A 17,448-nucleotide genomic window follows, 5' to 3' on the forward strand; every position below is an offset into this window, starting at 1 on the left:
CCCGATCTGCCGGAGCAGCCCGTGAAATCCCAACCGCCGCAGTCGAAACGCCGCAGCCCCGCGCTCGGCGTCTCGGCCCGGGCCTGGGTGTTCGTCACCCCGGTCCTGCTCGCACTCGCCGTGGTGATCGGCTACCCGGTGGTCCGGGCACTGATCATGTCCTTCCAGAAGGACTCCGGCCTGGACCCCGCGACCGGCATGTTCATCGACGGCGGCGGCGCGGGCTTCGACAACTACAAGCACTGGCTGTTTCAGCAGTGCACCAACGGGCTCGGCGAGACCGTCAGCTGCCCCAACGGCAACCTGGGCTCCCAGTTCTGGACCGCCATCGGCATCACCCTGCTGTTCACCGTGGTGACGGTGGCGCTCGAGGCCACCATCGGCCTGGGCATGGCCGTCATCATGGGCAAGACGTTCAAGGGCCGCGCCCTGCTGCGCGCCGCCGTGCTCATCCCGTGGGCCATCCCCACCGCGGTCACCGCGCGCCTGTGGGAGTTCATGTTCCAGTACGACGGCGTCGTCAACCGCGTGCTCGGCACCCACGTGCTGTGGACCGCCGACCCGTGGCCCGCCCGCTTCGCGGTCATCGCCGCCGACGTCTGGAAGACCACGCCGTTCATGGCGCTGCTGATTCTGGCCGGGCTGCAGGTCATTCCGGGCGACGTGTACGAGGCCGCCCGCGTCGACGGCGCGTCCGCCTGGCAGCGCTTCTGGCACATCACCATGCCGCTGCTCAAGCCCGCGCTGCTGGTCGCCGTGCTGTTCCGCACCATGGACGCGCTGCGCATGTACGACCTGCCCGCCATCATGACCCAGAACAACCCGGCCACCCGGACCATCTCCATGCTGGTGGTCGACCAGGTGCGCCAGGGTCCCAACAGTGCCTCGGCGCTGTCGGTGATCACCTTCCTGCTCATCTTCGCCGTCGCGTTCCTGCTGGTGAAGGTGTTGGGCGCGAACGCGGTTCGCACTCAGGAAGAACAGCGGAAGGCGCACTGATGAGCACGAACGTCATCGAACCGACCGCGAAGACCCCGGTGCGGCAACCGGTTTCGTGGGGTAGGCGACTCACCTCCGGACGCGTCTACCTCGGCGCGCTGATCGTACTGGTGTGGGGGCTGGGACCGTTCTACTGGATGGTCGTCACCGCGCTGCGCGATCCGGCCTACACCTTCGACAACACGCCGTGGCCCACCCACGTCACCCTCGACAACTTCCGCGACGCCTTCGACACCAGTCGCGGCAACAACTTCGGGCGCGCCCTCGGCAACAGCGTGATCATCGGCTCGGCGACCACCGTGGTGGCGCTGCTGATCGGCATCATGGCCGCCTACTCGCTGGCCCGGCTCACCTTCAAGGGCCAGTACCTGGTGTCCGGACTCATCCTGTCCGCCTCCATGTTTCCGGTCGTGGTGCTGGTGACGCCGCTGTTCCAGCTGTTCACCGACCTCGGCTGGATCGGGCACTACCAGGCCATGGTCATCCCGAACATCTCGTTCGTGCTGCCGATGACCGTCTACATCCTGGCGTCGTTCTTCACCGAACTGCCCTGGGAGCTCGAAGAAGCCGCGCGCATCGACGGCGCCTCCCGCTTCCAGGCGTTCCGGCTGGTCATGCTGCCGCTGGCCGCGCCCGCCGTGTTCACCACCGCGATCCTGGCGTTCATCGCCGCGGTCAACGAATACCTGCTGGCCCGACTGCTTTCCAGCGACAAGACCGAACCGGTCACCGTCGCGGTGGCCCGGTTCTCCGGCAACAACCCGCTGGTCCAGCCGTACGCGGCGATCATGGCGGCGGGCACCATCGTCACCATTCCCCTGGTCGTCATGGTGCTGCTGTTCCAGCGCCGGATCATCTCCGGGCTCACCGCGGGCGGCGTCAAGAGCTGACCGCCGCCGCGCTCCCGGCGGGATGGGCCACGCCAATTCCGCCGGGGCATAGGCAACGTCGATTAGCATGGGTCCCGCCGCGCGCAGCCGCGGCTGACTCTGTGTGCGCGGACACCGATGCAATGCGCACAGGGTGGGGATCATCGCGTTTTCGACGCTCCGGAAGGAGATGCTCGTGAGCTCGTCCCGTAAGCGGCACCGGGGACAACCGGCGCCCGATTCGGCCGCCGCAGGGTGGCACGAACTCGCGAAGAACTCCGCGAAGACCCCACGCCAGTCCGCGCACAGCAGGCCCCGCCGCCGCACCCGGCCGCCGCGCGATCCCCAAGCGCCACAACCGGCTTCCCGCGCACCCCGCACCCGCGGCCAGCGTTTTCGCCGCCTGGTGCTGGCACTGTTCCTGGTCCTGGTGGTGATGCCGACGATGCTGATGGGCATCGCCTACTGGAGCGCCGAGATCCCCGACCCGACCACGGTGCAGACCAATCAGATCGCCACCATCCTGGCCTCCGACGGCACCTCGGTGATCGCGAAGGTCGTTCCGCCCGAAGGCAATCGGGTCCCGGTCCCGCTCTCCGACGTGCCCGAACCGGTCCGGCTGGCCGTGCTCTCCGCCGAGGACCGCAACTTCTACAGCAACCCCGGCTTCTCCACCAGCGCGTTCCTGCGCGCGGCCCGCGACAACCTGCTCGGCCGCGACGACGCGGGCGGCGGCTCCACCATTACCCAGCAGTACGTGAAGAACGCCTTCCTGAGTTCGGAACGCACGCTCAGTCGCAAGATGCGCGAACTCATCATCTCCGCCAAGATGGCCCGCGAATGGAGCAAGGACGACATTCTCGCCGCCTACCTCAACACCATCTACTACGGCCGGGGCGCGTACGGCATCTCCGCCGCGGCCCGCGCGTACTTCGGAAAGCCCACGCCCGAACTGACTCTCGCCGAGGGCGCGGTACTCGCCTCGGTGGTGCGCACCCCGTCGCTGCTGGACCCCGAGAGCCACCTCGATCAGCTCAAGGCCCGCTGGAACTACGTCCTCGACGGCATGGTCGACATGGGCGTGCTGAACCGGACCGACCGCACCGCCACCCAGTTCCCGAACATCGTGCCCGCCAGCGAGGTCGACGACAGTTCCCCGCGCGGGCCCGAAGGGCTGATCCGCACCCAGGTACTGCGTGAACTGCGCTCCTCCGGCGTCAGCGAGCACGACCTGAATACCGGTGCGCTGCAGATCGTCACGACCATCGACGCCAGGGCGCAGCAGGCCGCGCTCAACGCGGTCGCCAACAACCTCGGCGGGCAACCCGGCGAACTGCGCACCGCCGTGGTGTCCATCGACCCGCGTTCGGGCGCGGTGCGCGCCTACTACGGCGGATCCGACGGCGTCGGCTTCGATTTCGCGCAAGCCCCCTTGCAAACCGGTTCCGCCTTCAAGACTTTCGCGGTGGTGGCCGCGCTGGAACAGGGAATCCCGTTGTCCTATCGGCTCGACAGCGCACCGCTGACCGTCAACGGCGAGAAGATCCAGAACGTCGGCGGCGAATCCTGCGGCACCTGCTCGCTGGCCGAGGCCTTCAAACGCTCGCTCAACACCAGCTTCTACCGCCTCACCCAGACCCTGTTCTCCGGCCCGAAGGGCATCGCCGACGCCGCGCACGAGGCGGGCATACCCGACCAGATTCCGGGCGTCCCCGGCAAGACCCTCACCGAGGACGGCGCACCTCCGCTGCCCGCGATCGTGCTGGGCGCGTACTCCGTTCGCCCCATCGACATGGCCTCCGCCTACGCCACCCTGGCCGCCTCCGGCGCCTACCGCTCCCCCTACTTCGTACAGAAGGTGACCACCGCCGACGGCCGCGTACTGCTCGATCGGGGCGCGGATCCGCGCAAAACCGAACAGCGCATCCAGAATTCGATCGCCGACGCCGTCACCGGCGCGATGACCCCGATCGCGGCCTACTCCAACAACCACAACCTGGCGGGCCGCCCGTCGGCCGCCAAGACCGGCACCACCCAACTCGGCGACACCGGCCAGAACAAGGACGCCTGGATGGTCGGCTTCACCCCGTCGCTGTCCACCGCGGTCTGGGTGGGAACCGAACAGTCCCAACCCATCCGAACCTCCCGCGGCTCGATCATCTACGGCTCCGGCGTCCCCGCCGATATCTGGAAACAAACCATGGACGGCGCCCTCGACGGCACCCCCGTCGAACAATTCCCGGTCGGAGAACCGGCCGCCGGAATGCCCCAGGGCAACGCCAATTACGACATCCTCAACCCCGGCCCGGCCCCCGCTCAAGCCCCCGCCCAGGCCCCCGCACCCGGGGCTCCGCAAGAACCATCCATCATCATTCCGCCCGCCCCGGACCCCAAACAGGTCGAAATCTTCCCCGGCCTCAGCATCCCCGTCCCCGGTTAGCCCCCCGAATCCCCTACCGGTTCAAATCCATACCCCCTCGACCAAATCCATCGCACCCGACCGGTCTCCGATTGCCGAGACAACAACTGATTTCGCACCGGGTCGGGGTAACTCCCCGGGTATCCCGAAATAGGTTGTGTTCTCAACACCACAACGCATGCCCGAACCCCAACGGCTCCCATGCTGGCGCTAAGGTCTCGGGGAGGCGGAAGAGTGCCCATCTCGGCGCGGCCGCGGATATTGTGGAGACCGCCACCGGGTCCAGCGACTCCGGATCACGGTGGATGATGCGGGTTGGGAGCAGGGTGGGGTCGGAGACAGTACGAGACATAGGGGCGACGCCGGTGGATTTCAATGTCGTTGAACGCCACGAAACGCTGGTAGCCGGAACAGTGCTACGCAGTCCGGCCCTCGCGGTGGAAGGACCGCGCCGCGCGAAGGTCGAAGAGGCTTGGAAACGTAATCTCGCGCGCGATCTGCCCGGTCCACCCGCGACCGCGTATGTCGATCACGCGCCCGAGATCGGTTCGTATCTGACCCATATCGTCGGATACGAATGCAAGAGTGCGGACGATCTATTGCCGGGCGATGTACTCGCCCGTATCCCGGCCGGGACTTTCGCACGGTTCATTCGCACCGGCGACAATGTCGGTGACATCATCGTGTCGATCTGGCGCACGGTGTGGGACCTGGAGGCGGCGGGTTCTCTGGTGCGCGCCTACACCGGGGATTTCGAGCACTATCCGGACAACCGGACGGTGGAGGTTTTCGTGGCGCTGGATCCGGCCGGCGCGGACGGGTAGGGGAGCAGTGGACTTCGAAATCGTCACCCTCGATGAATTCCTGGTCGGCGGGCTCACCATCCCCCTGGCCGGACGCGAGGTCACCGCGCGCGACCTCGACCTGGTCAACTTCACCTGGGATCGCTATCTGGCCCGGGAGAAGAAGGCCGAGCGGGTGGCCGCCTACATCGGCCAGAACGACCATGCCGTAGCGGTTCTCGGCTATCAGCTCGCGGGGCCGGGCGACCTCGACACCGGCGATGTGGTGACCCGCATCCCGACCGGTCGCTACGCGAAATTCGTTGTCTCCGACAAGCCTTACGACCTGCTGCGCACCGCGTGGGCCCAGGTCGCCAAGGCCGAGAACGCGGGCACCATCACCCGCTCGCACGCCGCGGAGATCGAACGCTACACCGGCCCCACCTCGGTCGAGGTCTACGTCTCCCTCGACTGAGCCTCGGGCCGGGAAAAGCCAAGGGCGGCATCGCGATCGGATCGCGATGCCGCCCTGAGCGCTATCGGGGGAGTTACTCGGCCCCGATGATGAACGCCTCCAGCTGTGCGCGGGCCACATCGTCGGGCAGCTGCTTGGGCGGGGACTTCATCAGGTAGGCCGACGCCGGGATGACCGGTCCGCCGATGCCGCGGTCCTTGGCGATCTTCGCCGCGCGCACCGCGTCGATGATGATGCCGGCCGAGTTCGGCGAGTCCCACACCTCGAGCTTGTACTCCAGGTTCAGCGGCACGTCGCCGAAGGCGCGACCCTCGAGGCGGACGTAGGCCCACTTGCGGTCGTCGAGCCACTCGACGTAGTCCGACGGGCCGATGTGCACATTGCGGTCGTGCACCTTGCCGCCCAGCGGACCCTCGAGGATGGAGGTGACGGCCTGGGTCTTGGAGACCTTCTTGGACTCCAGACGCTCACGCTCGAGCATGTTCTTGAAGTCCATGTTGCCGCCGACATTGAGCTGGTAGGTGCGGTCCAGCACGACGCCGCGGTCCTCGAACAGCTTGGCCATCACGCGGTGGGTGATGGTCGCGCCGACCTGGGACTTGATGTCGTCGCCGACGATCGGGAGACCGGCGTCGACGAACTTCTGCGCCCAGACCGGGTCGGAGGCGATGAACACCGGCAGCGCGTTGACGAAGGCCACACCCGCGTCGATCGCGCACTGCGCGTAGAACTTTCCGGCTTCGTCAGAACCGACCGGAAGGTAGGAGACCAGGACGTCGGCCTTGGAATCCTTGAGCGCCTGCACGACGTCGACCGGGTCGACATCGGAGAGCTCGATGGTCTGGGCGTAGTACTTGCCGATCCCGTCCAGGGTCGGACCACGCTGCACGGAGATACCGCTCGGCGGCACATCAGAGATCTTGATGGTGTTGTTCTCGCTGGCGAAGATCGCGTCGGAGAGATCGAAGCCGACCTTCTTGGCGTCCACATCGAACGCGGCGACGAACTTCACATCGCGCACGTGATAGGGACCGAACTTGACGTGCATGAGACCGGGAACAGTCGCGTTCTCGTCCGCGTCCTTGTAGTACTGCACACCCTGGACCAGGGACGACGCGCAGTTACCCACACCAACGATGGCCACGCGAACTTCGGTGGCTCCTTCAGCCTGATTGATGTCAGTCATGGCCGATATTTCCCTCTTTCTGTGGTGCCGCCTTCGTCGATTGCTCCGCAGCAATCAACTCGTTGAGCCAACGCACTTCGCGCTCGCTTGATTCGAGACCGAGCTGATGGAGCTGGCGGGTATAGCGATCCAGCTGCCCGCTGGCTCGTTTGATCGCCTCCCGCAGTCCTTCTCGGCGCTCCTCGACCTGCCTCCGCCGACCCTCCAGGATTCGCATCCGCGCTTCCGCGGGGGTGCGGCTGAAGAAGGCCAGATGAACGCCGAAGCCGTCGTCGGTGTAGTTCTGTGGACCGGTGTCGGCGAGCAGTTCGGAAAACCGCACTCGTCCCGGTTCAGTCAGCTGATAGACCCGCCGCGCGCGTCGCGTGGCCAAACCCTGTGGGCTCTCCTCAGCGATGAGACCGTCCGCCTGCATGCGCCGCAGGGCCGGATACAGCGACCCGTAGGAGAAGGCGCGGAACGGTCCGAGCAGGCCGGTGAGCCGCTTGCGCAGCTCATAGCCGTGCATCGGTGATTCGAGGAGCAGCCCGAGGATTGCCAACTCGAGCACCGGGCCTCACCCCCTGACTGTCGTTTCCAGATCTAACCGATGGATGCAGTTCCAAACTATATCGCGCCGATATAAACGGCGCGCAGTTCCCACGTCCTGGATGTCTGAAGCGCTCCTGAGAGTCCCTCGGGGGAGTGCAAGGGAAGGGGGGCCGCAAGTACTCTGGGTCGCGTGCGAATACAGCGGCAGGTGGTGGACTATGCGCTCCGGCGTAAGTCGCTGCTGGCCGACGTCTACGCGGGGCGGGTGGACGTCTCCGAAGTCTGCGATGCGAATCCGTACCTGTTGCGTGCGGCGAAGTTCCACGGGCGCGGGAGCGAGGTCACATGCCCTATCTGCCGGAAAGAGCAGTTGACTCTCGTATCGTGGGTCTACGGCGACGGGCTGGGGCCCGTGGCGGGTTCCGCCCGTACTCCGGAGGAACTGCTGCGGCTGGCCGAGTCCCGGGAAGAGTTCTCGGTGCACGTCGTCGAGGTATGCCGCACGTGCAGTTGGAACCATCTGGTGCAGTCCTATGTGCTGGGCTCGGTCCCGGCACCGACAGGACGCCGGCGCACCGGCGCCCGTCGTACGGCCGCCGAGTGAAAGGCCACGCCGACTGCTGATCAGCGGGCCCGGCCGGGCCCGCCCCGATGCAACGCGTGACCGCATCGACACTCCCCTACGCACTGCGGGGACCCAGGACCGTATCGAGTAGTTATTGGAGATCCAGGCTGTGACATCGCCCTATGACGACGGACCGCACGGCGGCCGCCCCCGTGGCGGTTCGCAACCCGGCCCCGGCGGCTACCCGCCGCCCGCACAGGGTGGACGGCCCGGCGGTCCGCCGCCCGGGGCCCGGCAGCCGGTGGGTCGTCCGGGGCAGGGTCCGGGCGGTCCGCAGCGCGTGCCCAACGGTGGTCCCGGCGGTCTGCCGCCGCGTGGACCCAATGGGCAACCGCCGCAGCGCGGTCCGCTGCCGCCCAACGGTCAGCCGCCGCGCCGTCAGGGTCCGCCGCAGCGTCCGGTCCCGGACTCCGATGCCACGCAGAAGGTGAATACGGGTGCGCGCCAAGCGGTGCCCGACCACATCCAGCGCGCCGCCACCTCCGATCGCGCCCAGCGGGTCTCCGATCGCGCGGTGCGCGGTGGTGCGGGAGCCGGAACCGCCGGCACTCGCCCGCGTCCCGCCGAGGACCGCACCCGTCCGCCGTCTGGCGGACAGGAGGCGGTGCGTCGTCCGCAGGGTGGCGCGCCCGGCGGTCCGCCGCCGCGGCGGCCCGGCGGCAACGGTTCCGGCGGTGGCGGCACGGGAGCGCCGAAGAAGCGTTCGTACTGGCGCATCGCCCGGCGGTTGACGTATGTGCTGATCGCACTGGGTCTGGTGCTGCCGAGCGCGATATTCCTGTTCGCGTATTCGACGGTGAACGTGCCGCAGCCCGGTGACCTCAAGACCAATCAGGTCGCCACCATCTTCATGGCGGACGGCAGCTCGGTGCTGGCGAAAGTCATTCCGCCCGAAGGCAACCGGTCCGATGTGACCATCGACCAGATTCCGCCGCACGTGCGCAACGCGGTGATCGCGGCCGAGGACCGTTCGTTCTACACCAACCCCGGCTTCTCGATCCAGGGCTTCGGCCGTGCCATCGTCGGCCAGGTGACCGGCAATACGGACGCCGGTGGTGGTTCGACGATCACCCAGCAGTACGTGAAGAACGCGATGGTCGGCAACGAGCACTCGCTCACTCGTAAGCTGCGTGAGCTGGTGATCTCGGCCAAGATGGCCAAGCAGTGGTCCAAGGATCAGATCCTGACCGCGTACCTCAACACCATCTACTTCGGTCGTGGCGCGTACGGCATCAATGCCGCGGCCAAGGCCTACTTCGACAAGCCGGTCTCGGATCTGACCGTGGCCGAGGGCGCGATGCTGGCGGCGACGATTCAGCAGCCGTCGAATCTGGACCCGGAGAAGAATCCGCAAGGCGCGCAGGCGCGTTGGAAGTACGTGATGGACGGCATGGTCGACGGCGGCAATCTGTCGGCCACCGATCGCGCCGCGGCGCAATACCCGAACGTGATTCCGGCCGCGCAGTCGCAGCACGACAAGACCCTCGATTCCGGGCCGGAGGGTCTGATCAAGACCCAGGTGCTCAAGGAGCTCGAGGCCGCGGGCATCTCCGAGCACGATCTCAATACCGAAGGCCTGCAGATCACCACGACCATCGATCCCGCCGCGCAGTCGTCGGTGGTGGACGCGGTCACCAAGGTGATGGACGGCGAGCCCGACCAGCTGCGGACCGCGGCGGTGTCGGTGGATCCCAAGACCGGTGCGGTGCGCGCCTACTACGGCGGTTCCGACGGTCAGGGTCTGGACTACGCGAATCAGGGTCTGCCGCCGGGTTCTTCGTTCAAGGTGTTCGGTCTGGCCGAGAACCTGGAGCTGGGCAAGCCGCTCTCGACGATGTACGACTCCACGTCGGTCGTGGTGAACGGCATCAAGATCACGAACGTGGCCAACGAGAACTGCGGCATGTGCACCATCGCGCAGGCGCTCAAGATGTCGCTGAACACCAGCTTCTACCGCATGATGCTGGACATGCAGGGCAACGGCCCGCAGAAGATCGCCGATATGGCGCACCGGATGGGCATCCCGGAAAACATTCCGGGCGTTGGCAAGTCGCTCACCGAGGCGGACGGCAACGGCCCCAACAACGGCATCGTGCTGGGCCAGTACCCGGTGCGACCGCTCGATATGGCCTCCGCGTACTCGACCCTGGCCGCCTCCGGCGTCTTCCACGCACCGCACTTCGTGCAGAAGGTGGTCAGCTCCGACGGCACCGTGCTGCTGGACCGCGGCACGGTCGCCGGTGAGCAGAAGGTCTCGGCGGCGGTGGCGGACAACGTGACCGACGCGATGAAGCCGATCGCGCAGTACTCCAACCAGCATCAGCTGGCGGGCGGGCGGCTCTCGGCCACCAAGACCGGCACCAACCAGCTCGGCGACACCGACGAGAACCGCGACGCGTGGATGGTGGGTTACACCCCGTCGCTGTCCACCGCGGTCTGGGTCGGCACCGACCAGGGCACCAAGCTGCGTAATGCCAACGGCGGCATGATCTACGGCTCGGGTCTGCCCGCGGACATCTGGAAGAAGACCATGGACGGTGCGCTCAAGGGCACGCCGAACGAGAACTTCCCGAAGCCGGGGGCCATCGGCGGACAGGCGGGCGTGCCCTCGTGGACCGCGCCGTACACCCCGCCGTCGACCACCGAGCAGCCGGTGCTGCCGCCGGTGATGACCACCAGCCAGATGCCGATTCCGGGCCTGCCCGGGTTCTCGATCCCGGTGCCGGGCCTGGCGCCGAACCCGCAGAACCAGCGGCAGACCCCGCAGACGACGCAGCAGACCGCTCCCGGGGATGGTGGTGACGGCGGTACCGGTCCGATGCCGGGTCAGCCCGTCGCTCCGGCCGACGGTTCACAGCCGACGACGGCGGGTGCCTCGCCCGGCGGTTACAACGGCAACGGCGACGGAACGCGAGCGACTCGGTAGCCTCGAGCCGTGATCGAGCAGGATATGGAGCACCGGCCGACCGCCCCTGGCGTGTCGGCCGGTGGCGCGCTGGAGCCCGGGGAGGCAGCGTTGGAAGAGGCTCGCACACAGGGCGATTCATCCGAGTCGCCGGTGTTGTACGACTCACCGGAGCCGCTGGCCGCGGATCTGCGATCGGTGGATGATCGCGACGAACCCAGCCGCACCGACGTGCTCACGGCACAGCTGTGCGATCTGATCGGCGGACCGGTCGGCGATCACGCGGTGATCGGCCGGGTCCGGTTCTGGACGCCGATGCGGGTGCTGATGGCGTTCGCGGTGCTGTTCCTGGCGTTCAGCTGGTTCGGCAAGGCCGGTTGCATTCAGCAGCGCCCGGACGCCGACGGGACGCTGGGCCTGGACTGGGACAACGGCCGCCAGTACATCGCCATGTGCTATTCGGACACGGTGCCGCTCTACGGCGCGGAGCATCTCAACGAGGGCGCGTTCCCGTACAAGAAGAAGTGGGTCGACTTCGCCGACGGGGTTCCGCAGGACCGGTACATGGAGTATCCGGTGCTGTCGGGCGTCTACCAGTACGCGTCGATGGGAATCGCCAAGGCGTGGAAGATGTCCGCGCTGCCCGGCCACAGCGCGCTCGAGGTGGTCATCTACTTCAATGTGGTGGCGATCGGGTTGGCGCTGGCCTGGCTGGTGACGGTGTGGGCGACCGCACTGCTGGCGGGCCGCCGGGTGTGGGATGCCGCGCTGGTGGCGTTGTCGCCGCTGGTGCTGGTGCACGCGTTCACCAATTTCGACGCTCTCGCAACGGCTTTCGCGGCAGGCGGCCTGCTGGCGTGGGCGCGCAAGCGGCCGGTGCTGGCGGGGGTGCTGCTGGGGCTGGGCGGGGCGGCGAAACTGTATCCGCTGCTGCTGTTGGGCCCCATCGTGATTCTGTGCCTGCGCGCCCAGCGCGTCGACGATGACGACGACGCGGACTGGGGCGGGTTGCGCCCGCTGCGGGCGGCGGGTGCGGCGGTCGGCGCGGCGGCGGCGAGCTGGGTGGCGGTGAACGCGCCGATCGCGATCCTCTACCCGCACGGCTGGTGGGAGTTCTTCCGGCTCAATACCCAGCGGCACGCCGACCCGGATTCGATCTACAACGTGATCACCTCGTTCACCGGGTGGAAGGGGTTCGACGGGGCGCTGACCGCACAGCAGTCGCCGACGACCCTGAACGCGGTGTCGCTGCTGCTGTTCGTCGCGGTGTGCGCGGCGATCGCCTGGATCGGGCTGACGGCCGCGCGCCGTCCCCGGGTGGCGCAGCTGGCGTTCCTGGTGGTGGCGGCGTTCCTGCTGACCAACAAGGTGTGGAGCCCGCAGTATTCGCTGTGGCTGGTGCCGCTGGCGGTGCTGGCGCTGCCGCAACGCCGAATCCTGTTGGCGTGGATGGCGATCGACGCGCTGGTCTGGGTGCCGCGCATGTTCTACTACCTGGGCGTGGACCACAAGGGACTGCCCGAGCAGTGGTTCACCAGCGCGGTGGTGCTGCGGGATCTCGCGGTGGTGGGGTTGTGCGCCTTGGTGATTCGCCAGATCTACCGGCCGCAGGAGGATCCGGTGCGCCGCGACGGCGTGGACGATCCGATCGGAGGCGTGTTCGATCACGCCCCCGATCCGCAGGAGCGGGGCTGGCTGCCCACGTGGCTGCGGCCGCGCCCGCCGGCGAGCGCGGCCGGTTACCCGGCGAAGGTGGGCGGCTAGTCCGGTCTAGAGGAAGCGGCCGAGCTGCGGTACCGCCTCACCGGGGTGCTTGGCCGCGAAGCCCTCACCGATGGCCTGCAGCTTCCAGTCCGAACCGGGGTTGGGCCGGAACACCTTCGCCATCACGATGCCGGTGAACGGCATGCCGCCCGCGAGGGTGTAGCGCGCGAGTTCGGCATTGTTGCCGCTGTCTACGAGCCGGGTGTAGGCGTTGGCGATCTGCTCGAAGGTGTGACCCTTGTACGAGGTCACGATGAACACCAGCGTGGTGACCGACGGCGGGATCCGGGTGAGGTCGACCAGGATCTCCTCGTCGTCGCCCTCGCCCTCACCGGTGAGGTTGTCGCCCTGGTGGCGGATGGCCCCGTCCTTGGAGGTGAGGCTGCCGTAGTAGACGACGTCGACCGGGTTGGGTCCGGCGAACATGACCACCGAGGCGTCGAGGTCGACGTCGACGGACTTGCTGCCGAAGATGCCGCCGCGCTTGACCGGATCCCAGCCCAGGCCCATCTTGACGTAACCCAGTGCGCTGCCGCCCTCCTTGCGGAGGTTGATGCGCTGTCCCTTGACCAGGCTGACCGAGTGGGTCGCGGGCAGGTCCCGATCCTCGGCGGGCGCCTGCGCGGCGGGCGCCGGGTACCCGGGCTGCTGCTGATAGCCGGGCGGCGGCGGAATGTCCTGTGCCGGATAGCCACTCGGCGGCGGAGGCGGGTAGCCACCGGCGGGCGCGTACTGCTGCTCACCCGGTGCGGGCGGCGGCGGGTAGCCGACGGACGGCGGGTACTGCCCGGACGGCGGCGGATAGCCACCGCTGGGCGCGAACTGATCCGGGGCGGGCGGGTAGCTGCCCGCGGGCGCGAACTGCCCCGGGGCGGGCGGCGGATAACCGGCGGGGTCCGACGGCGGCGGGAAGCTCGGGGCGGGCGGCGGGTAGCCACCGGCGGCCGGGGGCGGCGGTACCGGCGCGGATTGTGCGGGCGCGGGCGCGGATTGGGGCGTCTCGTTGACCTGGACGCCGTGATCGGTGACCAGCGCGGCGAATCCGCCCGCGTAGCCCTGCCCGACGGCGCGCACCTTCCAGTCGCCTTGGCGCCGATACACTTCCAGCGCGATCACGATGGATTCGGTGGACAGCCCCTCGATCCGGTACTCGTACAACACGTTTCCGGCGTTGTCGCTCACGTACGCGACCGGCGGGGCGGTGCGGCCGAAGCTGGAGTTGGCGTCGTCGAGGGTGACGACGGCGCGAATCTGCTGGATGTCGGCGGGAATCGCGGCGAGGGTGATGGCCAGCGCGGCGGGCTGCCCGGCAGCACCGGGGGTCAGCGTCACTCCGGGCCCACTGGGCTGGTTGAAGAAGACGAAATCGGCGTCGGAGCGCACCGTGCCGCGCTCGGTGACCAGCAGCGCGGACAGGTCCGCGGGGGCGGCCAGTTGCACGCTGATCACGAGATCGTGGACGCTCACAGGACCGTTCTGGCCCTTCACCAGTACTGCGGACAAGGATCGACCCTTCGCTTGTCGGTGTTGACGTTGCCAACTCTACGAGAAATCGCCGACGCCGGTCACCGGAGCGGCGCGCGGACCGCCGCGACGCTGGAGGCACGCCAAAAAATAGCTGCCGTTACACAGGTCCGCCGCCCACCCGTGGCAGTATCGGCTGGGTGAGCGACGGTGAAGTCGATTCCGGGGAAGCGCACGAGCAGTATCTGCGGGCCTTCCGGCATCCGGCCGTGTCTCGTGACCAGCTGCGCGACCTGCTGGACGCGGTGAACGCCTTCTTGGATTCCATCACCCCCAAGCAGGGCGAATTCGTGCCGAACGGCGGTTGGGCGCCGGAGTCCACGGCGATGGCCTTCCAGATCGGCCGGGCCGTGGAGCAGGTGCTGTCCGAGCGTGAGGACGCGGATCGGGAGTTGGTGCGCCGCCGCGACATTCGTGATCGCCTGGTGGCGGCGCTGGACGCGGTGCTGGACTGCCTGCGCTCGCTGCCCGAGCTGGCCGATCACGAGGTGTCGCTGGGCACGGTGGCGGTGAACGAGGGCTTCCAGGTGTTCGAGGACGGCTCGGTGCGCACCACGGTCGCCCAGGAGGTGGACGCCGATGTGGGATTGCTGGAATTGCGCCGCGCCGAATTGGACGACCAGATGACCGCGGCGGTGGCGGCCCGGACCGGGTTGATCGACGACACCACCGATCTGGTCCGGGAGCGGCTCGGGGTGGCCGATGTCGGGATTCCGTGGGTGATTCTGGCCGCCACGCAGGGCGGATTGGATGTGTCGGAGCCGTTCGAGTTCGCAGCGCATCATCTGCCGGACGGTGAGCTGCGGGATCTGATGGTGCAGTTGGTGACCGATATAGAACTGGCGCGAACCCTGGAGGAAGTGCCCGACCAGCCGCGCGGAGTACCCGAATAGCCCGATTTCGCGATATCGGCCGGGCGGCGGTGCCAGGGTGACCCGCAGGGCTGTGTAGCCCGCCGGGATGCACAACCGCACGCCGAGGGGAGAATTCGGTGAAGAAGCTCGTCAACGATCCGGCCGAGGTGGTCGACGCCGCGCTCGCGGGTATGGCCGCCGCGCATCCGGAACTGCGGGTGGACGTGAAGCGGCGCATCGTGGTTCGCGGTGACGCGCCGGTCAGCGGCAAGGTGGGATTGGTGTCCGGCGGCGGGTCCGGGCACGAACCGCTGCACGGCGGTTTCGTCGGCTTCGGCATGCTCGACGCCGCCTGTCCCGGGGAGATCTTCACCTCACCGGTCCCCGATCAGATTCTGGCGGCCACCGCGGCCGTGGACGGTGGTGCGGGCGTGCTGCACATCGTGAAGAACTACACCGGCGACGTGATGAATTTCGAGATGGCCGCCGAACTCGCCGCCACCGATACCGGCACCGAGGTGCGCGCGGTGGTGGTGAACGACGATGTGGCCGTGCAGGACAGCCTGTACACGGCGGGGCGGCGCGGCGTCGGCGCGACGGTGATCCTGGAGAAACTGGCGGGAGCGGCGGCCGAGCAGGGCCGTCCGCTGGCCGAGGTGGCCGCGATCGCGGAGCGGGTGAACGCGGCCTCGCGCAGCATGGGTATGGCGTTGACCTCGTGCACGGTTCCGGCGGTCGGGCATCCGACCTTCGAGCTGGGCCCGGACGAGATGGAGATCGGGATCGGCATCCACGGTGAGCCGGGTCGTCGCCGGGTTCCGCTCGCGCCCGCGCGTGAGGTGGCGGCCATGCTGGTGGAGCCGATTCTCGCGGATCTGCCGTTCGCACACGGTGATCGGGTGCTGTGCTTCGTCAACGGCATGGGCGCGACACCGCTGCTGGAGCTGTATCTGATGTTCGACGAGGTGGCGCGGATCCTGCGCGGGCACGGCGTGACGATCGAGCGATCCCTGGTCGGTCCTTACATCACCGCCCTGGACATGGCGGGCTGCTCGGTCACCCTGACCAGGCTGGACGAGGAGTTCACCGCGCTGTGGGACGCACCCGTGCGAACCCCGGCGCTGCGGTGGGGTATCTGATGGCGGCGGTCGACGCGGCCACCTGGGTACGGGAGTTCGCGGCCCTGGTGGATCGGCACGCGGACGAGTTGACGGCCTTGGACGCGGCGATCGGTGACGCCGACCACGGCACGAACATGCGGCGCGGAATGACGGCAGCGGTTGCGGCACTGGATGATTCCGCGCCCTCGGATGCGGCGGCGGTCTACAAGCAGACGGCGATGGTGCTGATCCGCACCATCGGCGGGGCCAGCGGTCCGCTGTACGGCACGTTCTTCCTGCGTGCGGCCGCGGCCATCGGAACCGATTCGGATATCGGTGATTTCGCGCGCGCGTTCCGCGCCGGACTCGACGGTGTGGTGGCGCGCGGCAAGGCCGAACCGGGCGACAAGACCATGGTGGACACGCTGACCCCGGCCGCGGACGCGCTCGACGCGCAGGCGGCCGCCGGTGCCTCGGCACGTGCCGCGCTGGATGCCGCGGTGAGCGCGGCCGACGCCGGTCGCGACGCCACCATCGCGTTGACGGCTCGCAAGGGTCGCGCCTCCTATCTGGGGGAACGCAGTGCGGGACACCAGGATCCGGGCGCGGCCAGTGCGGCGCTGCTGGTGCTGGCGGCCCGCGAGGCGTTGGCATGATCGGCCTGGTGGTGGTCTCGCACAGCCGCGCGCTGGCGGAGGCGGCGGTGGCGCTGGCGGCCGGGCTACTGCCCGAGCAGGGTGTGCGGGTCGAGATCGCGGCCGGACTGCACGACGATGAGCTGGGCACCGACGCGGTCGCGGTGGCGGACGCCATCATGCGCGCCGATTCCGGAGCCGGAGTGCTGGTGCTGGTGGATCTGGGCAGCGCGGTGCTGTCCGCGCAGCTGGCCCTGGATCTGCTGGAAACTCCGGTGCTGGTTAAGATTTCGTCCGCTCCGCTGGTGGAGGGTCTGGTCGTGGCGCTCGCGAGCGCCGGGGGCGGGGCCGAATTGGCTGCGGTCGCGCGGGAGGCGGAACAGGCACTGGATGCGAAACGCACACTGCTCGTCGAATCTCCCGATGCCGCAATCGAAAACCATCCACAATCATCCACAACCCTTGTGGCTGTGGATAACTCCGTCATCGCGACGATCGAGGTGACCGATGTGCATGGTCTGCACGCGCGCCCGGCCGCCGAACTGGTCGCCGCGCTGCGGGATCTCGATGCCTCGGTGCTGCTGCGCAATGCGACGACCGGTGCGGGGCCGGTACCGGGTGAAAGCCTCACCCGAGTGCTCACCCTCGGGGTGCTGGCGGGGCAGTCCCTGGAGGTGAATGCAACGGGTCCGGACGCGACGCGCGCGGTGGATCGGGTTCGCGCCCTGGTCAGCGGCCGGTGACAGCACGCCGGTGCGAAGTGCTGGCAGGATCGATGCC

The 17,448-nt window shown here is 68.2% G+C and carries 15 protein-coding genes; 12 read left to right on the forward strand and 3 right to left on the reverse strand.

Annotated elements, in window-relative coordinates:
• Positions 1-21 precede the first annotated feature (21 nt).
• From OG300_RS31080 to OG300_RS31100, 5 genes are all read left to right on the forward strand, one after another.
• Positions 22-999 (forward strand): carbohydrate ABC transporter permease, encoded by a 978-nt coding sequence (locus OG300_RS31080; RefSeq protein ID WP_405498747.1) that lies wholly within the window; start codon positions 22-24, stop codon positions 997-999.
• A complete protein-coding gene (locus OG300_RS31085) occupies positions 999-1,889 on the forward strand; it encodes a carbohydrate ABC transporter permease (RefSeq protein WP_405487097.1) in 891 nt (296 codons plus the stop codon). Before OG300_RS31080 ends, OG300_RS31085 begins: the two co-directional genes overlap by 1 nt.
• A 169-nt stretch (positions 1,890-2,058) precedes the next feature.
• The gene (locus tag OG300_RS31090) at positions 2,059-4,308 is read left to right on the forward strand and encodes a transglycosylase domain-containing protein (protein WP_405487099.1); all 2,250 of its coding nucleotides are present in this window, start codon (positions 2,059-2,061) and stop codon (positions 4,306-4,308) included.
• A gap of 344 nt (positions 4,309-4,652) precedes the next feature.
• Positions 4,653-5,111, forward strand: coding sequence for a GyrI-like domain-containing protein (locus OG300_RS31095; protein ID WP_405487101.1), 459 nt, complete (start codon positions 4,653-4,655; stop codon positions 5,109-5,111).
• 7 nt (positions 5,112-5,118) lie between these two features.
• The gene (locus OG300_RS31100; protein WP_405487103.1) at positions 5,119-5,544 is read left to right on the forward strand and encodes a GyrI-like domain-containing protein; all 426 of its coding nucleotides are present in this window, start codon (positions 5,119-5,121) and stop codon (positions 5,542-5,544) included.
• 73 nt (positions 5,545-5,617) lie between these two features.
• On the opposite strand, the gene OG300_RS31105 is transcribed toward OG300_RS31100, so the two are convergent.
• Entirely contained in the window at positions 5,618-6,730 is a 1,113-nt protein-coding gene (locus tag OG300_RS31105) for an inositol-3-phosphate synthase (RefSeq protein WP_405487105.1), read from the reverse strand.
• Positions 6,723-7,280 carry a PadR family transcriptional regulator gene (locus OG300_RS31110; protein WP_405487107.1) on the reverse strand — a complete coding sequence of 186 codons (558 nt, stop codon included), beginning with the start codon at positions 7,278-7,280 and terminating at the stop codon, positions 6,723-6,725. The genes OG300_RS31105 and OG300_RS31110 overlap by 8 nt, the downstream gene beginning before the upstream one ends.
• Before the next feature lie 171 nt (positions 7,281-7,451).
• Between OG300_RS31110 and OG300_RS31115 the strand changes: the two genes are divergently transcribed.
• From OG300_RS31115 to OG300_RS31125, 3 genes are all read left to right on the forward strand, one after another.
• Positions 7,452-7,865, forward strand: a complete 414-nt coding sequence (locus tag OG300_RS31115; RefSeq protein WP_405487109.1) for a DUF5318 domain-containing protein — start codon at positions 7,452-7,454, stop codon at positions 7,863-7,865.
• A 370-nt stretch (positions 7,866-8,235) separates the two neighbouring features.
• Positions 8,236-10,812, forward strand: a complete 2,577-nt coding sequence (locus tag OG300_RS31120) for a transglycosylase domain-containing protein (protein ID WP_405498748.1) — start codon at positions 8,236-8,238, stop codon at positions 10,810-10,812.
• Between the two features lie 24 nt (positions 10,813-10,836).
• Positions 10,837-12,555: a glycosyltransferase family 87 protein gene (locus OG300_RS31125; protein WP_405498749.1), complete on the forward strand. Its 1,719-nt coding sequence runs from the start codon at positions 10,837-10,839 to the stop codon at positions 12,553-12,555.
• A 6-nt stretch (positions 12,556-12,561) separates the two neighbouring features.
• Here the strand turns inward: OG300_RS31125 and OG300_RS31130 are convergent, their stop codons facing one another.
• Complete coding sequence (locus OG300_RS31130; RefSeq protein ID WP_405487111.1) at positions 12,562-14,058, reverse strand: TerD family protein; 1,497 nt, start codon at positions 14,056-14,058, stop codon at positions 12,562-12,564.
• Positions 14,059-14,219: 161 nt separating this feature from the next.
• Here OG300_RS31130 and OG300_RS31135 point away from each other — a divergent pair, with 161 nt between their 5' ends.
• From OG300_RS31135 to dhaM, 4 genes are all read left to right on the forward strand, one after another.
• The gene (locus OG300_RS31135) at positions 14,220-14,972 is read left to right on the forward strand and encodes a hypothetical protein (RefSeq protein ID WP_405487113.1); all 753 of its coding nucleotides are present in this window, start codon (positions 14,220-14,222) and stop codon (positions 14,970-14,972) included.
• A 98-nt stretch (positions 14,973-15,070) separates the two neighbouring features.
• Positions 15,071-16,072: a dihydroxyacetone kinase subunit DhaK gene (gene dhaK, locus OG300_RS31140; protein WP_405487115.1), complete on the forward strand. Its 1,002-nt coding sequence runs from the start codon at positions 15,071-15,073 to the stop codon at positions 16,070-16,072.
• The gene (dhaL, locus tag OG300_RS31145) at positions 16,072-16,689 is read left to right on the forward strand and encodes a dihydroxyacetone kinase subunit DhaL (RefSeq protein WP_405498750.1); all 618 of its coding nucleotides are present in this window, start codon (positions 16,072-16,074) and stop codon (positions 16,687-16,689) included. The genes dhaK and dhaL overlap by 1 nt, the downstream gene beginning before the upstream one ends.
• On the forward strand, positions 16,686-17,411 hold the full coding sequence (gene dhaM / locus OG300_RS31150; RefSeq protein ID WP_405487117.1) for a dihydroxyacetone kinase phosphoryl donor subunit DhaM: 726 nt from the start codon (positions 16,686-16,688) through the stop codon (positions 17,409-17,411). Before dhaL ends, dhaM begins: the two co-directional genes overlap by 4 nt.
• The last annotated feature ends 37 nt before the right edge of the window (positions 17,412-17,448 follow it).

Source organism: Nocardia sp. NBC_00511 (assembly GCF_045161165.1).
Lineage (GTDB): Bacteria > Actinomycetota > Actinomycetes > Mycobacteriales > Mycobacteriaceae > Nocardia.